This is a genomic window from Microbispora bryophytorum, assembly GCF_006874465.1.
GTDB classification, from domain to species: Bacteria; Actinomycetota; Actinomycetes; order Streptosporangiales; family Streptosporangiaceae; genus Microbispora; species Microbispora bryophytorum.
Genome location: NZ_VIRL01000035.1, coordinates 1 through 17,073 on the forward strand (window position 1 = coordinate 1; position 17,073 = coordinate 17,073).

Annotated in this window: 14 protein-coding genes; 11 read left to right on the forward strand and 3 right to left on the reverse strand. The window is 69.2% G+C overall.

Annotated features, from left to right (window positions below; genetic code table 11):
- Window positions 1-14: 14 nt before the first annotated feature.
- The 3 genes from FLX07_RS34775 to FLX07_RS34785 all read left to right on the forward strand — a co-directional run bounded on the left by FLX07_RS34775 (window position 15) and on the right by FLX07_RS34785 (window position 5,261).
- Complete coding sequence (locus tag FLX07_RS34775; protein ID WP_280116566.1) at window positions 15-134, forward strand: RICIN domain-containing protein; 120 nt, start codon at window positions 15-17, stop codon at window positions 132-134.
- Window positions 135-426: 292 nt separating this feature from the next.
- Window positions 427-3,306, forward strand: coding sequence for a lectin (locus FLX07_RS34780; RefSeq protein WP_142576039.1), 2,880 nt, complete (start codon window positions 427-429; stop codon window positions 3,304-3,306).
- 116 nt (window positions 3,307-3,422) lie between these two features.
- On the forward strand, window positions 3,423-5,261 hold the full coding sequence (locus FLX07_RS34785; RefSeq protein WP_142576041.1) for a lectin: 1,839 nt from the start codon (window positions 3,423-3,425) through the stop codon (window positions 5,259-5,261).
- A 100-nt stretch (window positions 5,262-5,361) separates the two neighbouring features.
- Here FLX07_RS34785 and FLX07_RS34790 read toward each other — a convergent pair whose 3' ends face one another.
- A complete protein-coding gene (locus tag FLX07_RS34790; protein ID WP_142576042.1) occupies window positions 5,362-6,354 on the reverse strand; it encodes a sugar kinase in 993 nt (330 codons plus the stop codon).
- A 111-nt stretch (window positions 6,355-6,465) separates the two neighbouring features.
- On the opposite strand from FLX07_RS34790, the gene FLX07_RS34795 reads away from it, so the two are divergent.
- Window positions 6,466-8,472: a right-handed parallel beta-helix repeat-containing protein gene (locus FLX07_RS34795; RefSeq protein ID WP_167748505.1), complete on the forward strand. Its 2,007-nt coding sequence runs from the start codon at window positions 6,466-6,468 to the stop codon at window positions 8,470-8,472.
- Window positions 8,473-8,555: 83 nt separating this feature from the next.
- Here FLX07_RS34795 and FLX07_RS34800 read toward each other — a convergent pair whose 3' ends face one another.
- Both FLX07_RS34800 and FLX07_RS34805 read right to left on the reverse strand, forming a co-directional pair.
- Entirely contained in the window at window positions 8,556-9,311 is a 756-nt protein-coding gene (locus tag FLX07_RS34800) for an SDR family oxidoreductase (protein WP_142576047.1), read from the reverse strand.
- A complete protein-coding gene (locus FLX07_RS34805; RefSeq protein WP_142576060.1) occupies window positions 9,308-10,336 on the reverse strand; it encodes a zinc-dependent alcohol dehydrogenase in 1,029 nt (342 codons plus the stop codon). Before FLX07_RS34805 ends, FLX07_RS34800 begins: the two co-directional genes overlap by 4 nt.
- Before the next feature lie 132 nt (window positions 10,337-10,468).
- Here FLX07_RS34805 and FLX07_RS34810 point away from each other — a divergent pair, with 132 nt between their 5' ends.
- From FLX07_RS34810 to FLX07_RS34840, 7 genes are all read left to right on the forward strand, one after another.
- On the forward strand, window positions 10,469-11,836 hold the full coding sequence (locus FLX07_RS34810) for an ABC transporter substrate-binding protein (RefSeq protein WP_142576062.1): 1,368 nt from the start codon (window positions 10,469-10,471) through the stop codon (window positions 11,834-11,836).
- A gap of 91 nt (window positions 11,837-11,927) precedes the next feature.
- Window positions 11,928-12,773, forward strand: a complete 846-nt coding sequence (locus tag FLX07_RS34815) for a carbohydrate ABC transporter permease (protein ID WP_208762549.1) — start codon at window positions 11,928-11,930, stop codon at window positions 12,771-12,773.
- Between the two features lie 4 nt (window positions 12,774-12,777).
- Window positions 12,778-13,689, forward strand: coding sequence for a carbohydrate ABC transporter permease (locus tag FLX07_RS34820; RefSeq protein WP_142576064.1), 912 nt, complete (start codon window positions 12,778-12,780; stop codon window positions 13,687-13,689).
- Between the two features lie 28 nt (window positions 13,690-13,717).
- Window positions 13,718-14,905 carry a mandelate racemase/muconate lactonizing enzyme family protein gene (locus FLX07_RS34825; protein ID WP_142576066.1) on the forward strand — a complete coding sequence of 396 codons (1,188 nt, stop codon included), beginning with the start codon at window positions 13,718-13,720 and terminating at the stop codon, window positions 14,903-14,905.
- The gene (locus FLX07_RS34830; RefSeq protein ID WP_142576068.1) at window positions 14,902-15,246 is read left to right on the forward strand and encodes an L-rhamnose mutarotase; all 345 of its coding nucleotides are present in this window, start codon (window positions 14,902-14,904) and stop codon (window positions 15,244-15,246) included. The genes FLX07_RS34825 and FLX07_RS34830 overlap by 4 nt, the downstream gene beginning before the upstream one ends.
- On the forward strand, window positions 15,243-16,073 hold the full coding sequence (locus FLX07_RS34835) for an amidohydrolase family protein (RefSeq protein WP_208762550.1): 831 nt from the start codon (window positions 15,243-15,245) through the stop codon (window positions 16,071-16,073). Before FLX07_RS34830 ends, FLX07_RS34835 begins: the two co-directional genes overlap by 4 nt.
- On the forward strand, window positions 16,070-17,071 hold the full coding sequence (locus FLX07_RS34840) for an aldo/keto reductase (protein WP_142576070.1): 1,002 nt from the start codon (window positions 16,070-16,072) through the stop codon (window positions 17,069-17,071). Before FLX07_RS34835 ends, FLX07_RS34840 begins: the two co-directional genes overlap by 4 nt.
- Window positions 17,072-17,073: the final 2 nt, after the last annotated feature.

The following is a 17,073-nucleotide window of genomic DNA, read 5'->3' on the forward strand; positions in this document are numbered from 1 at the left end:
ACTCCGACGGCAGCATCACCGCCGTGGGCGCGAACAAGTGCCTCGACGTCTACAACAACGGCACCGCCAACGGCAGCAAGGTCATCATCTGGACCTGCAACGGCCAGAACAACCAGAAGTGGACCCGAGCCTGACACCATCCGGGCACACGCCGTCGCCGGGGAGATAGCTCGCCCCGGCGACGGCCGCACGTGACGCTTTCCCCCACCGGCCGTCACGGCCACAGGCAGCGCACTCACGGGAAACCCGGTGGACGGCTCGCGACGGCGATCCGCACCCGAAGCCTCCCTCATCCGGCCGCCGGGATCGGCGGCCGGATGAGGGAACCAGAGGCGGCACCCCTCTGGGCACGAAGCAGAACCTTGGCAACAGCGCGTCGGCGCGCGCTTTGCCCTGACTGATCTTGACCTGTCAGGAAGGAAACCGATGTCCCGACGTTCGTGGCTCACAACGCTGACCACGATGGCGCTGATCACTTCCGGAGCCCTCGCGGTCACCACCGCCCCGGCGAACGCGCTGACCATCCCCGCGTCCGACTACCAGCAGGTGTCGCTCGCCTCGGGAGGCTCGGAGCTGGGTGAGGCGATGTCGCTGGCCGTGATGCCGAACCGATCGGTCGTGCACACGGCCCGCGACGGCACGGTGCGCATCACCGATGTCAACGGCACCACGAAGGTGGCCGCCAAGCTCAATGTCTACACCCATGACGAGGAGGGCCTGCAGGGTGTGGCGGTCGACCCGAACTTCGCGTCGAACCGGTACATCTGGCTGTACTACTCGCCGCGGCTGAGCACGCCGAGCGGTGACGCGCCCGCCAACGGCACGCAGGCGCAGTTCGACTCGTGGAAGGGACACCTGAACCTGTCCCGTTTCACGCTCAAGTCCGACGACACGCTCGACCTGAGCAGTGAGAAGGTCGTGCTGGAGGTGCCGAACGACCGCGGGATGTGCTGTCACGTCGGTGGTGACATCGACTTCGACGCCGCCGGGAACCTCTACCTGACCACCGGCGACGACAGCAACCCCTTCGAGTCGGCCGGCTACTCCCCGCTGGACGAGCGGACCGACCGCAATCCGCAGTACGACGTGCAGCGGACCGCGGCCAACACCAACGACCTGCGCGGCAAGCTCCTGCGGATCAAGCCGCAGCCGGACGGGACCTACACGATCCCCAGCGGCAACCTGTTCCCGCCGGGGACGGCGAAGACCCGGCCGGAGATCTACGGGATGGGCTTTCGTAACCCGTTCCGGATGAGTGTGGACAAGGCGACCGGCGTCGTCTACCTGGGCGACTACGGGCCGGACGCGGGGTCGACCAACTCCAACCGCGGGCCGCAAGGGCAGGTGGAGTTCAACCGCATCACCAGTGCGGGCAACTACGGCTGGCCGTACTGCACCGGCACGAACACCACCAGCGAGACCTACAACGAGTGGAACTTCGCCACCAACAGCACCGGACCGAAGTTCAACTGCTCGGGCGGCGCGACCAACAACTCCTTCCGCAACACCGGCCTGACCACGCTGCCCGCGGCGAGGCCGGCATGGATCAGGTACGCGGGGGACGCCGGCTCGCCACCGGAGTTCGGCTCCGGGTCCGAGTCGCCGATGGGCGGCCCGGTCTACCGGTTCGACCCGAACTCGAGCTCGGCCGTCAAGTTCCCCCAGACGCTCGACGGGCGCTTCTTCGCCGGTGAGTACGGCCGCCGCTGGATCAAGGCGATCGAGGTCAAATCGGACGGCGCGTACGGGGAGATCTCGGCGTTCCCCTGGAGCGGCACCCAGGTGATGGACATGGCGTTCGGCCCCGACGGCGCCCTGTACGTCCTCGACTACGGCACCGGAAACAACAACCAGGCGCTGTACCGGGTCGAGTACATCGGCAAGGCCAACCGCAACCCGATCGCCAAGGCCGCCGCCAACAAGACCTCGGGACCGGCTCCGCTGACCGTGAGCTTCTCCTCCTCGGGCAGTTCCGACCCCGAGGGCGGCACGCTGACCTACTCGTGGAGCTTCGGCGACGGCACCACCTCCACGGCCGCCAACCCGAGCAAGACCTACACCACGAACGGCACCTACACCGCCACCCTCACCGTCCGCGACCCGCAGGGGCTGACCGGTAGCGCGAGTGTGATCGTGACCGTCGGCAACACCGCTCCCGCGGTGACGCTGACCTCCCCCGGCGACGGGCAGCTGTTCTCCTTCGGCGACACCGTGCCCTTCCAGGTCAGCGTCAGCGACCCGGAGGACGGCACGATCGACTGCTCGAAGGTGACCGTCACCTACTTCCTCGGCCACGACAGCCACGCGCACCAGATCACCTCCAAGAGCGGCTGCAGCGGCTCGATCAACGTGCCGGTGGACGGTGAGCACGACTCCGCGGCCAACATCTTCGGCGTCTTCGAGGCCTCCTACACCGACGCGGGGGGCCTGACCACCACCAATCTCCGTACGCTCCAGCCGCGCCACCGGCAGGCCGAGCACTTCGGCGCCCAGCAGGGCGTCCAGGTGGCGGAGCACACCACCGCGGAGGGCGGCAAGACGGTCGGCTTCACCGACGACGGCGACTGGATCTCCTTCCAGCCCTACAACCTGAGCAACGCGACGAAGATCACCGCTCGGGTGTCCTCGGCCGGCGCGGGCGGCAGGATCGAGGTGCGGGCGGGCTCGGCCACGGGCACGTTGCTGGGCACGGTGAACGTCGCGAGCACCGGAAGCTGGGAAACCTTCACCGACGTCTCGGCGAACCTCAGCGGCGTGCCGTCCGGAACGACGACGCTGTACCTGGTCTTCCGCGGCGCGACAGGACAGGGCTACCTGTTCGATCTGGACGCCTTCACCTTCGCCACCGGCACGTCGTCCTCCCCGTCACCCTCTCCGTCGCCCTCTCCCTCCCCCTCCGCCTCCCCGTCGCCCTCGGCGAGCACGAGTGCGTTGAAGGGTGTGGCGTCGGGGCGGTGCCTGGACATCAACGGCGCCTCGCAGGCCAACGGCGCCCTGGCGCAGATCTGGGACTGCAACGGGCAGGCCAACCAGCAGTGGACCTCCACCAGCGCCGGTGAGCTGCGGGTCTACGGCAACAAGTGCCTGGACGTCAACGGTGGCGCCACCGCCGACGGCACCAGCGTGGTCATCTGGGACTGCAACGGCCAGAACAACCAGAAGTGGCGCCTCAACTCCGACGGCAGCATCACCGCCGTCGGGGCCAACAAGTGCCTCGACGTGACCGGCAACGGCACCGCCAACGGCAGCAAGGTCATCATCTGGACCTGCAACGGCCAGAACAACCAGAAGTGGACCCGCGTCTGAGGCCACCCGGCACACCGCCCGGCCTCACGCCGATCACCCATTGATGCGACCGCCCGGCGCGACCCCGGCTTTCCTCCTCGGAAGGGGCCGCGCCGGGCGGCGACGAAAGGACACCCATGCTGCGACATCTGACCCCCGCCGCGCTCGGGCGCGTCGCGGGGAGCGACCGGAAGACATCCCTGCTGCGACGCCTGTCGATGACCGCGGCGGCGCTCACCGTCGCCGCGACGGTGATCCCCACCGTCCCCGCCCAGGCCGCCGCCTTCAAGGTGCTGGTGTTCTCCAAGACGGCCGCGTTCCGGCACGACTCGATCCCCACGGGGATCCAGACCATCCGCGACCTGGGCGCCGCCAACGACTTCACCGTCGACGCCACCGAGGACTCGAACGCCTTCAACACGAGCAACCTCGCCCAGTACAAGGCGGTGGTGTTCCTCAGCACCACCGGTGATGTGCTGAACGACAGCCAGCAGGCCGCCTTCCAGACGTACGTGAACGGCGGAGGCGGTTACGTCGGGGTCCATGCGGCCGCCGACACCGAGTACAACTGGCCGTACTACGGGCAGCTGATGGGCGCCTGGTTCAACAACCACCCGGCGATCCAGCAGGCCACCGTGCGGAACGAGGACCGGGCGCACGCCGCGACCGCTCACCTGGGGACGACATGGTCGCGTACGGACGAGTGGTACAGCTTCCGCTCCAACCCCCGCTCGAACGTCCGCGTGCTGCAGAGCCTGGACGAGAGCAGCTACAGCGGCGGCGGCATGGGTGATCACCCGATCACCTGGTGCCACCCCCAGTCCTCCGGCCGGGCGTTCTACACGGGGTTGGGACACACCCAGGAGTCGTACGCCGACTCGAACTTCCGCACCCTGCTGCTGGGCGGGATCCGGTACGCGGCCAAGGCCGTCAACGCCGACTGCCGCCCGGAGACCGGGTACACGGCGCTGTACAACGGGTCGACGACGGGCTGGTCGCAGGTCGGGCCGGGGTCGTTCACCAACAGCGACGCCACGCTGACCTCCCAGGGCGGCATGGGGATGCTGTACTACGGCGCCAAGGAGTTCCACTCCTACTCCCTCAAGCTCGACTGGAGGATGACCGGCGACTCCAACTCGGGGGTGATCGTCGGATTCCCGCCCACCAGCGACCCGAACACGGCGCTCAACACCGGATATGAGGTGCAGATCGACGCGACCGACACCTCGGACAAGACGACAGGGGCGATCTACGGGGTCAAGTCGGCGGACATCGCCGCACGCGACGCGGCGCTGAACCCGCCGGGTCAGTGGAACACCTATGAGCTGCTGGTGGAGGGTGAGCGGCTGCAGGTGTTCCTGAACGGAACCAAGATCAACGATTTCACCAACACCGATTCGGCCCGCTCGCTCCAGCAGGGCTACATCGGCATCCAGAACCACGGGTCGGGCAACGTGGTGGCGTACCGCAACATCCGTGTCAAGGAACTGGCCGGCCCATCGCCCTCCCCGTCCCCGTCCCCGTCCCCGTCTCCATCCCCCTCCACGTCCCCCTCGCCTTCGCCTTCGCCGTCACCTTCGTCTTCGGCGAGCACGAGTGCGCTGAGGGGTGTGGCGTCGGGGCGGTGCCTGGACGTCAACGGCGCCTCGCAGGCCAACGGCGCCCTGGCGCAGATCTGGGACTGCAACGGCCAGAACAACCAGAAGTGGACCACCACAAGCGCCGGTGAGCTGCGGGTCTACGGCAACAAGTGCCTCGACGTCAACGGTGCGAGCACGGCGAACGGCACGAGCGTGCTCATCTGGGACTGCAACGGGCAGAACAACCAGAAGTGGCGCCTCAACTCCGACGGCAGCATCACCGCCGTCGGGGCCAACAAGTGCCTGGACGTGTCCGGCAACGGCACCGCCAACGGCACCAAGGTGCAGATCTACACGTGCAACGGTCAGAACAACCAGAAGTGGACCCGCGTCTGACGCCGTCCGGGCACGCGCCTTCGCCGGGGTGATCCCTCACCCCGGCGGAGGCCGGCGCCTGGGGAGGTTCCCCCACCGGCCGGGCGGCGGGGCGTGAGGTTCAGCGGCGGACCTCACGCCCGGTGCCCCGGGCGATCTCGAGCACCTCCTCGGCGCTGAAGCGGCACTGGTCTCCCTGCACGCTCATCGCCAGGGAGGCCATCGCCGTTCCCCGGCGGAGCGCCTCCTCGGGGGAATCGTCGAGTACGCCCCACAGCACGCCGGCCGCGAAGGCGTCCCCGGCGCCGATCCGATCGACTCCGACGGTGGGCAGCGCGGGGGCCGCGAAGGACTCGCCCTCCCAGTGTGCGACCGCGCCGCCGGCCCCGGCCGTCACCACGACGCGGCCGACCGCCAGCGTCGTCGCCAGATCGCGCGCGAGCGTCGCGGGATCGCCGGCCAGGCCGAAGAGGTCGCGAGCGTCCTCGGCGCGGCAGATCAACAGGTCGACGTCGGGAGCCACTTCGGCGGCGAACGAGGCGGCCGCCTCCGGCGAGCACAGCGCCGATCGATAGTTGACGTCGTAGACGACCAGAGCGCCGCGCGTACGCCCCTCCCGTGCCGTTCGCAGCACGAGCGCGTCCGATCCGGGTGCCAGCGCGGCGGTGATGCCGGTCAGATGGATGATCCGCGCCTCGCACACGGCGGTCCAGTCGAGATCGTCGACGCGGAGCGAGCCGAACGCGGTACCGGCCCGGTCGTAGAGGACGCTCGTCGGGCGGGGCGGGGAGCCGATCTCGGCGAAGTAGAGTCCGAGGCGCTCGTCGGCCATCCAGCGCACGGTGTCGAGGAGGACGCCGGCGCTCGACAGTGAGTCCGCGACCCGGCGCCCTAGGACCGTGTCCGGCAGCGCCGACGTCCAGCGGGCGGACACGCCGACCGACGCCAGGGCGACGGCGACGTTCGCCTCGGCGCCGCCGGCGTGCACCCGCAGCCAGCCACAATCGCGCAGCCGCTCGCCGGCCGGGGGCGACAGCCGCACTATGGCCTCACCCAGCGTCGACACCTCGACGCGCCGGCCGCTGACGGGGCCTTCGCTCTGCTGCTCGCTCATGCTCGGGAATCACCCCTCTTGACGGACGCCCTTTACTCAAGATTTCATCATACCTATGATGTGTTACATCACATGCACCAAGGGAGCCGAAGACAAGTGAAACAGGGTCATTTGGCAACCCTCGTAGCAAGCATCTCCGTCGCGACCGCCGGCATCGTCGTCATCGGCGCCACACCGGCGCTCGCCGTGCCGCCCCATCCCGGCCGGACCACGATCGTGGTCTCGCCCGACGGCGACGATCACCATCAGGGCACGCCGGGCAAGCCGCTGCGCACTCTGCCCGCGGCGCAGGCGATGGCGCGCGCGTCGGCGCGCGCGGGAAGCGCCGTGACGGTCGAGCTGAGGGACGGGACCTATCGGCTCGACAAGCCGCTGCGTTTCACCGCGGAGGACTCAGGGTCCGGCGCCAAGCCGGTGACCTGGACCGCGGCGAAGGGGGCGCACCCGATCATCTCCGGCGGCCGGGCCGTGACCGGCTGGACGTCGTACGACGCCGGCAAGAACATTTTCGTCGCCTCGGTGCCCAAGGGGCAGGACAGCCGTCAGCTCTACAAGAACGACGCCGCGGCGCCGCGCGCGGCGATCACGATCGCCCGCGGCGACGTGACGATCACCGAGTCCGGCATGGAGATCAAGAATCCCGCGCTGAACTACCTCGCGACGCTGCCGGACCAGAGCCGCATCGAGGTCGAGAGCCAGGGCTCCTTCACCGATCGGTACGCCCCCGTGCAGAACATCAGCGGGACGACGATCACCATGCAGCAGCCCGCATGGCAGAACAACAACTGGGGGTACGACACCCTGGCGCGCCCGTTCGCGGGCGGCCAACTGCTGCTCGAGAACTCCTACGCCTTCCTGCAGGAGGGACAGTGGTACCTCGACCCGGCCGCCGGCAAGCTGTACTACCGCGCCGCCGCCGGTGAGGACCCGAACGGCGCGTCGTTCGTGCTGCCCTCCCTCGAGTCGCTCGTGCAGATCGCGGGCAGCTACGCGAACCCGGTGCACGACCTGACCTTCTCGGGCATCCAGTTCTCGCACTCGACCTGGCTGTCGCCCGGCTCGTCGATCGGCTACGCCGACCAGCAGAACGGCGCCTTCATCCCGAAGGCCTACCCGCAGCCCGCCGACTATCTGAGCAGTTGCCAGTCGGGCTGCCCGCTGTTCGAGGGCGCGCGCAACGGCTGGAACCAGATGCCGGCGGCGGTCCAGGTGGCCGCGGCCACCCGTGTGAAGTTCACCGACGACGTCTTCGCCCACCTCGGGCAGGTGGGCCTCGGCATCGGCCTGGACGCCAACGCGAACGGAGCAGGGATCGGGCTCGGCGTCACCGAGACGACCGTGCACCACAACCTGTTCACCGATCTCGGTGGCGCGGGGGTCGTCGCGGGCGGCGTCCAGCCGGACGCCCACCACCCGGGCGACCCGGCGATGACCCTGCGCGACATCACGATCGACAACAACTTCGTGACCGACGTCGCCAAGGACTACAAGGAGATGTCGGGCATCCTCACCACCTACGTGGACCACGCCGTGATCGCGCACAACGAGGTCTCGAACCTCGCCTACGACGGGATCGACACCGGCTGGGGCTGGGGTGCGAACGACACGGGCGGCAGTCAGGACTACAAGAACCGGGGCCTCTACGCGTACCAGCCGATCTACACCACGCCGACGACCCTCAAGAACACCGAGGTGACCGGCAACCTGATCCACGGCGTGAAGAAGGTCTTCCACGACGGCGGGAGCCTGTACAACCTGTCGGCCAACCCCGGCGCCGTGTTCAGCGGGAACTACATCTACGACACCAAGCGCACGGTGGGTCTCTACCTGGATGAGGGATCTCGCTACGTGACGATGAAGAACAACGTGATCCAGGACTGCGGAGTGTGGGTGTTCACGAACTCCTACGGGACGATCAACAACACCAGCGACAACGTGCTCCAGCACAACTGGTACAACTCGGGCGGCACGCAGACGCCGGACGCCGGCGTGCACAACAACCAGCTGATCGACAACGTCCAGGTCTCGGGCACGGCCTGGCCGGCCGACGCCCAGCAGGTGATCGAGCAGGCCGGCATCGAGCCCGCCCTGCGGACCTTCCCCGGGGTCTCCCGGTAGTCACCTAACGGCGGTAGCCGCCGGACGACGATGAGGCGGGGAAGCCATGCGGCTTCCCCGCCTCTTCTATCGGGGCGAGCGCGTTATCTCGCCAGCCACCCGCCGTCCACCGGGATGATCGCGCCGGAGACGTAGTCGGAGGCCGCCGAGCTGAGGAAGACCGCCACTCCGGCGAGGTCGTCGCCGCGGCCCCAGCGCCCGGCCGGGATCCGCTCCAGGATCGACCGCGACCGGTCGGGATCGTCGCGGAGCGCCGCCGTGTTGTCGGTCGCGATGTAGCCCGGCGCGATGGCGTTGACGTTCACGCCCCGTCCGGCCCACTCGTTGGCGAGGGCACGGGTGAGGCCGGCGATCCCCGACTTCGCGGCGGTGTAGCCGGGCACGTTGATCCCGCCCTGGAAGCTCAGCATGCTCGCCGTGAACACGACCTTGCCGCGGCCGCGCTCCAGCATCGGACGCGCGACCAGCTGCGTGAGGGCGAACTGGCTGGACAGGTCGATCTCGATCACCCGGTCCCACCACGAGAGCGGATGCTCCGCCGCGGGAGCCCGTTCGATGGTGCCCGCGTTGTTGACGAGGATGTCGGGAGCCCGTTCCGCGAGCTCGGCGCCCAGCGCCAGGACGGCGTCGCGATCCGCGAAGTCCACCGCCCGGCTCTCGAAGGATCGGCCGAGCCCGCGGATCGACTCGGCGATCTCGTCGTCGGCCCGCGCCTGAGTGCTCACACCGATGATGTCCGCGCCGGCGGCGGCGAGGGCCTCCGCCATGGCGCGGCCGATGCCACGGCGGGCGCCGGTGACGACGGCGAGACGGCCGTGAAGGTCGAACAGACCGCTCATGCCCCGGCCTCCCCCGCGACGTCCACCAGGATCTTCATGGCCCGGCCCGCCGACAGGTCGTCCATCGCGGAGGCGACCTCCTCGATCGGGACGACGCGGGAGATGAGGGCCTGCGCGGGGATGCGGCCCCGGCTGAGCAGGTCGACGGCGCGCTCGAAGTCGGACCGCTGGTAGACCCGGGCGCCCAGCAGACGCAGCTCGCGCCAGAACACGCGCTGCAGGTCCAGCTCGCGGGGGGCGGAGTGGATGGCCACCACGACGATCGTCCCGCGCACCTTCGCCAGGTCGGTGGCGGATCGGGCCGCGGCGGCGGCTCCCGACACCTCGAACACCACATCGGCGCCGACGCCGTTCGTCCAGCGTCCGATCTCGGCGGCCATGTCCGCCGAGGCGGGATCGATCACCTCGAACCCGAGCGCGGCGATGCGGCTGCGGCGAGAGGCGTCGACCTCGGCTACGATGACGTGCGCGCCGGCGTCACGCGCCACGGTGGCGATGAGCACGCCGATGGGGCCGCCGCCGAGCACGACCGCGTGGTCGCCGACCTGGAGGTCCGAGCGCCGGACGTCGTGCACCGCCACGGCGACGGGCTCGACGAGCGCCGCCGTACGCAGGTCGAGGCCGGGGGGAAGCGGCACCGCGATCGACGCCGGCACATTCCACCGCTGTTGAAGTCCTCCGGGGGCGTCGATTCCGACGAAGACGAGGTTCTGGCAAATATGCTGATGACCGGCGAGGCAGGCCGGGCACGTGCCGTCCCAGACCAACGGCATGACGGTCAGGGGGTCACCGACCTTCCAGCCCTCCACGCCCGCACCGACCGCCGCCACGGTGCCCGACGTCTCGTGGCCGAACACGAGGGGCGTCCGCACCCGGGCGTCCATGGCGCCGTGCGCGATGTGGAGGTCGGTTCCGCACAATCCGCAGTACGCGACGGCGATCTGAAGCTCCCCGGGGCCCGGCGGCCCGACCTCCACGGAGACCGTCTCCAGACGGCCTCCGCCCACATACGCAGCACCCTTCATCGGCGTTCTCCCTCTCCTTCGCACCGCACCGCACCAGCGGCGGCAACCCTTGCGCTCATCATACGTATGCCGTTACTTTTATCACCATCTCTCACCCCCCGATGTGGGAGACAGGACAAAAAGGACTCGAACATGTTCCGTTTCACACGAGCCGGACGCACGGGCCCATGGATGCGCGCGATCAGCGTTGCCGGAGCATCGGCCATCGCCCTCACCCTGGCCGGTTGCGGCGGCGACGGCGGCACCTCAGTCGGTTCCTACGGCTTTCCGCAGGTAACTCAGGACGACAAGGCTCCCATCACTGTATGGGTTGACTCCGATAGATCAAGCGCGGCCGACGCCTTCAAGAAGGCCAACCCGGACGTCAAGATCAACGTTGTTACGTACGACGGCTCCGCCAACGGCTCCAACTCGTTCCGGACGAAGGTGCAGCTCTTCGACCGGGCCGGCAACGGCTGGCCCGACGTCGTGTTCTCGACGCAGAACAACGACGCGGCGTGGGCGAGCCAGAAGAGCAACGGCAAGCAGGCGTTCGCGGCCGTGCTCGACGGCGGGCTCGTCCCGAAGGCCACCCTCGACTCCTTCACCAAGGGTTCGCTGGACCCGTGCACCGTCGAGGGCAAGGTCTACTGCCTGCGCAACGACCTCGCCCAGGTCGCGCTCTGGTACAACAAGGACCTGCTCGACAAGTTCGGCTACACCCTCCCCACGACGTGGGAGGAGTATCAGGCGATCGGCGAGAAGGTGGCCAAGGAGCACCCCGGCTACATCGTCGGCGCCGTCGGAGACTCGTTCGCCTCGGAGATCTACTTCTGGAGCGGCAAGTGCCAGGCGAACGGCGTCACCGGTCCGAAGACGGTGTCGGTCAGCACCGGCACCCCGGAGTGCCAGCGCGTCGCGTCGATGCTCGACGTTCTGATCAAGAACGGCACCACGCCCAACGTGAGCGTGTTCACGCCGGAGTTCGTGAAGAAGTACACCGGTAAGGTGCTCCTGATGCCCGGCCCGGCCTGGTACGCGGGAGCCATCTTCAACAACCCGCAGTCGCTCAACGTCCCCGCGGGCCAGCTCGGCGTCGCGGCGCCGCTGACCTGGCAGGGCGACAGCCCCGCGACCGGCAACGTCGGCGGCGGCACCTGGTTCGTCAGCAGCCATTCGAAGAACCTCAAGGCGGCCGAGAAGTTCGTCGAGTTCGTCACGACGGCCGACGACTACCAGGTGAACGTCGCTCCCGGTTACCCGGCCTACGCGCCGGCCGCGGAGAAGTGGCTCAAGAAGCAGGAGTCGAGCGGCTACTACGCGACCGACCTGCAGGCACTGCTCACGGCCGGGTCGCTGATCTGGAACGGGTGGGGCTCCGGCGTCTTCAGCCAGGAGGCGATCTGGGCGAAGACGATGACTCCGGCCATCGCCAACGGCAAGAACCTGGTCGACATGCTTCCCGAGTGGGAAACGGCGATCAAGAACCAGGCCCAGGTCAACGGATATACGGTCAAATGACATGACAGCCATGAATGAGACCGGCCCATCGGCCACGCTGGCACCGCGCGGAAGGCCGGGCGAAAGGAGCGCCGCCGGCGAGAGGAGCGCGATGAGCTACGGCTTCGTCGCCCCCTACACAGCGCTGGTGGTCGCGTTCGGGGTCCTGCCCGCCCTCTACGCAGTCTTCCTCGCGTTCACCGACAACGAGGGCGGCTTCGCGGGAATCGCCAACTTCACCAAGGTTGTGAGCGACTTCCGCTTCCTGCCCGCCGTCGCGCATGTCGCGCTCTACCTGGTGATCTGGCTAGTCGCCCTGGTGGTGCTGGTCTCGTTCCTGGCCGTCGTCGTGCACGCGGTCCGGGTGCGATGGCTGAGCCGGACACTTCGGTTCGTCTTCTACCTGCCGGGCGCCCTGGCGGGCGCGTCGAGCGTGCTGCTGTGGCTGTTCGTTCTCGACCCGACCGCCAGCCCGGTCAGCGGCCTGCTGCACATGCTGGGATTCTCCAGCTTCGTGCAGGTCATCGTGCCAGCGAACCTCCCTCCGGTCTTCGCCATCATCGCGTTCTGGACCGGCGCGGGCGGGTGGATCGTCATCATGTACGGCGCGCTCAACAACATCAGCCCCGACGTGATCGAGGCCGCGCGCATCGACGGCGCCACCGTTGTGCAGATCGCCCGGCGCATCCAGCTGCCGATGCTGCGCAAGTGGATCTCGTACATGGGCATCATGTCGCTCGCCGCCGGCACGCAGTTGTTCGTCGAGCCACAGCTGCTCTCTCAGGCGAGCAACGCGATCGTGCCCAACGACTACTCGCTCAACCAGCTCGCCTACCAGTACGCGTTCCAGCAGAACGACTTCAACGGAGCGGCGGCCATCTCCCTGCTGCTGCTCGTCATCGCCCTCGCGCTGTCGGCCGTCTTCGTGACACGCGGCGGCCTGTTCGAGAAGGACTGAGGCTATGACGACAGTCGACGTCGGTCGCCCGGCGGGGCGACAGGACGGTGTAAGCGGCTGGAGCATGCGGACGATCATCGGCGTCGTGGTCGCGATCTTCGTGCTGTTCTTCGTGATCCCGATCGTCTGGCTGCTGCTGGCGACGACGAAGTCCGCACACGCGCTCATCATCGAGAACCCGTTCCAGCCCGGCAGCATCGGCGACCTGGCAGCCAACTGGAAGCAGTTGTTCGACTTCCAGGACGGCGCGGTCACCTCGTGGGTCGGCAACTCGGCGCTGTACGCTGTGGGCGCGCTCATCATCACGCTCGTCGCGAGCATCCCGGCGGGCTACGCGATGGCGTTGACGGAGTTCCGCTTCCGGCGGCTGCTCCTGGTGCTGACGCTGATCGTCATGCTGATCCCGAACACCGCGCTGGTGCTGCCGATCTTCCTTGAGCTGAACGTGGTGGGCTTGATCGGCAACCCGTTGTCGGTGATCCTGCCGATGTCGTTCTTCCCCTTCGGCGTGTACCTCACCTACATCTACTTCTCCACCAGCGTCCCGCGTGATCTGCTCGCGGCGGCGCGCCTGGACGGATGCACCGAGTTCCAGGTGTTCGCGAGGGTCGCGCTGCCGCTGGCCGCGCCGATCGTCGCCCTGGTCGCGTTCTTCAGCTTCGTCCAGAACTGGAACAACTTCTTCCTGCCTTTCGTGATGCTGCCGTCGAGCGACGGGTACCCGGTCCAGGTCGGCCTGACCTCCCTGCTCGCCTCGACACCGGCGTTCAACCCGAGCTCTGCCGGCGCCCAGTCCGTGCAGCTGCCCACGCTCGCGCTCGCGACCGTCATCTCGGTGTTGCCGGTGCTGATCGTCTTCCTTTTCGCACAGCGCTTCCTGGTCGCCGGCATGACGGCCGGAGGCACCAAGGAGTGAGTCGAATTCTCGTAGTAAAGGAGCAACCGTGAAGGTCACCGGCTATCGCAGCCTGACCACTGGGCACGACTGGGGCCGGCTGATCGGCGACGCCAACGGCGTCATGCCCGAGCCGCGCACCGATGTGCATGTGCTGATCCTCGAGACCGACAGCGGTCTCGAGGGCGTCGGGCTCGGAGCGCACGGCGACATCGACCGCGTCTTCGGCGCCGTCGAGGGCGAGGACCCGCGGGCCGTCTCCTCGCTCTACGACCGGATGCTCGACCGGGTCTTCAAGACCGGCCACTCCGGCGCCACCTTCGGCGCGATCGGTGCGATCGACATGGCGCTCTGGGACCTCAAGGCCAAGGCGGCCGATGAGCCGCTCTGGCGCACTCTCGGCGGTCGTGACCGGTTCGTTCCGGGCTACGCCTCCGGGCTGGACATCGCCCTCGACGACGACGCCCTCGTACGCCTCTACGAGCGCTTCGCGGACCGGGGCTTCAGCGCCGCCAAGCTCAAGGGCGGCCGGAGCCTCGATCACGACCTGCGCCGGCTGCAGGCGCTGCGGGACGTCTTCGCCCGCAACTCGGCCGAACCCGCCCTCATGCTCGACGCCAACGAGTCGTGGAACCGCTCGCAGGCCGTGCGCTATCTCACGGCACTGGAGCGGTCGGTGGACCTCGCCTGGGTGGAGGAGCCGGTGCGCAGGTGGGACGCGGCCGGGCTCGCCTCGGTCCGGCAGGGCATCCGCGCCGGCGTGGCGACCGGAGAGAACCTCACCGGCCTTGAGCAGTACCGGCCGCTCCTGGACGCCGACGCCGTCGACATCGTCCAGGTGGGCAACGTGTGGGGCATCACGCACTTCCTGCGGGTGGCCGCGGTCGCGCACAGCCGTGACCTGCCCGTGAGCCCGGTGGCCTACCACACCAACCCGGTGGCGCACGCCGCCGTGGCCGTGCCGAACCACCTGGCCTTCGAGGTCCAGGATCTGTCGGCCCCCATCGGACTCCACGTCGACCAGGAATTCGAGGACGGCGGGATCGTCCTCGGCGACGAACCGGGCCTCGGCATCCGGGTGGACGAGGATCACATCCACGCCGTGCGGGCCGCGGATCCGCCGGCCGCGATCGACGGGCCCCATGTCCGCCCCAAGCGGGCCGGCCTGCGCCTCATCCCGGATTCCCACGGGGACGACCGCATCGGCGCGTCCGCCGGAGAGCGGGTGAGGTCGTGAGCGCCCAGCCCCGCGTGGAGCGGCACGCCCTCGTCGTCGGCGTCCGGCCCGAGCGCCGGGAGGAGTACCTCGAACTGCATCGCAACGTCTGGCCGCAGGTCGAGCAGACCCTGCGCGACGCGAACGTCACGAACTACTCGATCTTCATCGTCGGCGACATGTTGTTCGCCTACTACGAGTACGTCGGCGACGACCACGAGGCCGACATGGCCCGCATCGCCGAGGACCCGGTGTCGCGCGAGTGGTGGACGCACACCGACCCCTGCCAGGTGCGCATCGTCGAGGAACGCGATCCCGGCGCCCTGTGGCAGCCCATCGACGAAGTCTGGCACCTGTCGTGATCAGTTCCGTCGACGCGCACGTGCACCTCTGGAACCGGGCCACCGATCCGCAGCCGTGGATCGACCCGGTGACGATGGCGGCGATCGACAGAGACTTCGCGCACGGCGACCTCGAGCGGATGCTCGACTCGACCGGCGTGGACGTCGCCGTCGTCGTGCAGTCGAGCAACAGCGCCGCCGAGACGAGGCGGCTGCTGACGCAGCCGGGCCCGCGCGTCGCGGGCGTGGTCGGCTGGGCCGACCTCACAGGTGACGTCGCGGCCCAGCTCGACGAGCTCGACGCCGCGGCGCGCCGGAGGCTGGTCGGGATCCGTCACCTGGTCCATGTCGACCCCGATCCCGACTGGCTCGGGCGACCCGACGTGGGAGCGGCGCTCGACCGGCTGGCCGCCGCCGGCCTCGGCTTCGACCTGGTGGTGCGGTCGTGGCAGCTGCCGCTGGCCGCGACCGTCGCGGCCGCGCATCCCGGCGTGCGCTTCGTCGTCGACCACCTCGGCGGGATCGCCGAAGCGGACGACGACGGCCGCTGGGAGGCCGGCCTGCGCGAGCTCGCCGCCCGGCCGAACACCTGCGCGAAGATCTCCGGGCTGGCCGGGCTGGTGAGCGGCGGCGACGCAGCCCCCCTGCGCCGCGTGGTCGGCGTGGCGCTGGAGGCCTTCGGCCCGCAGCGGCTCATGTACGGCTCCGACTGGCCGCTCGCCGAGCTGGGATGCGGCCCGGTCGCGTGGCGAGGAGCGGTGGACGAGCTGATCGGCGAGCTCAGCCCGGCGGAGCGCCAGGCGGTCATGTCCGGCACCGCGTCGGCCTTCTATCGGCTCGACGCATGACGGCGCAGGTCTCGGAGCTGCTGAAGCGGGGGCGGTCGAGGCAGGGCGTCCTCGGCCTCGGCGGATCGCCGCTCGGCAACTTCGCCCGTCCCATGACCGACGGCGAGGCCGCCGTGACGATGCGCCGGGCGTGGGATCGCGGCATCCGCTACTTCGACACCGCGCCGCACTACGGCCTCGGGCTCTCCGAGCGCCGCATCGGCGCCGAGTTGCGCCGCCGCCCTCGTGACGAGTTCGTCCTGTCCACCAAGGTCGGCCGCCTGATCGTGCCCAACCCCCGGCCCCGGGAACGGGACGACGACGGGTTCGCGGTTCCCGGTGACCTCACCCGGCAGTGGGACTTCTCGGCGGCGGGCGTCGAACGCTCGCTCCGGGAGAGCCTGGAGCGCCTCGGACTCGAGTCGGTGGACATCCTCTACCTGCACGATCCCGACCAGGCGTGGGAGGGCGCGACCGGGGAGGGGCTCGCGGCGCTGGCGCGGCTGAAGGCCGACGGCGTCGTGAAGGCCATCGGCATCGGGACGAACTCCACCACCGGGCTCGCCGGGGTCATCGAGGACGGGCTCGTCGACGTGATCATGCTGGCGAACCGCTACTCGCTGCTCGACCACACCGCGCTCGACTCGGTGCTCGCGCCGGCCCATCGTTTCGGTGTCGCCGTGGTGGCCGTCGGCGTCTTCGCCACCGGCCTGCTGTCCACCGCCCGCCCCGCACCCGGCTCGACGTACGAGTATCGCGCCCCCGACGCGGATGTGATCGGGCGCGCCGAGCGCATCGCGACGGTCTGCGAGGATCACGGCGTCGAACTTCCCGCCGCCGCGCTGGCCTTCCCCCTGCTGCACCCCGCGGTCTCCGCGATCGCCGTCGGCATGCGCTCACCAGACGAGGTGGACGAGAACCTCCGGCGGTTCGAGACCGACATCCCCGCCGGGCTCTGGAGCGACCTGATCGCCGAAGGCCTGATCCCGGCCGCGGCCGTGCGCTCGCACCAACCCTGACA

Bases quoted from the DNA above. Each gene is read 5' to 3' on its own strand.
- FLX07_RS34815 (WP_208762549.1), top strand. From the start codon at position 11,928: ATGAGCTACGGCTTCGTCGCCCCCTACACAGCGCTGGTGGTCGCGTTC.
- FLX07_RS34840 (WP_142576070.1), top strand. From the start codon at position 16,070: ATGACGGCGCAGGTCTCGGAGCTGCTGAAGCGGGGGCGGTCGAGGCAG.
- FLX07_RS34785 (WP_142576041.1), top strand. From the start codon at position 3,423: ATGCTGCGACATCTGACCCCCGCCGCGCTCGGGCGCGTCGCGGGGAGC.
- FLX07_RS34790 (WP_142576042.1), bottom strand. From the start codon at position 6,354: ATGAGCGAGCAGCAGAGCGAAGGCCCCGTCAGCGGCCGGCGCGTCGAG.
- FLX07_RS34820 (WP_142576064.1), top strand. From the start codon at position 12,778: ATGACGACAGTCGACGTCGGTCGCCCGGCGGGGCGACAGGACGGTGTA.
- FLX07_RS34810 (WP_142576062.1), top strand. From the start codon at position 10,469: ATGTTCCGTTTCACACGAGCCGGACGCACGGGCCCATGGATGCGCGCG.
- FLX07_RS34805 (WP_142576060.1), bottom strand. From the start codon at position 10,336: ATGAAGGGTGCTGCGTATGTGGGCGGAGGCCGTCTGGAGACGGTCTCC.
- FLX07_RS34780 (WP_142576039.1), top strand. From the start codon at position 427: ATGTCCCGACGTTCGTGGCTCACAACGCTGACCACGATGGCGCTGATC.
- FLX07_RS34800 (WP_142576047.1), bottom strand. From the start codon at position 9,311: ATGAGCGGTCTGTTCGACCTTCACGGCCGTCTCGCCGTCGTCACCGGC.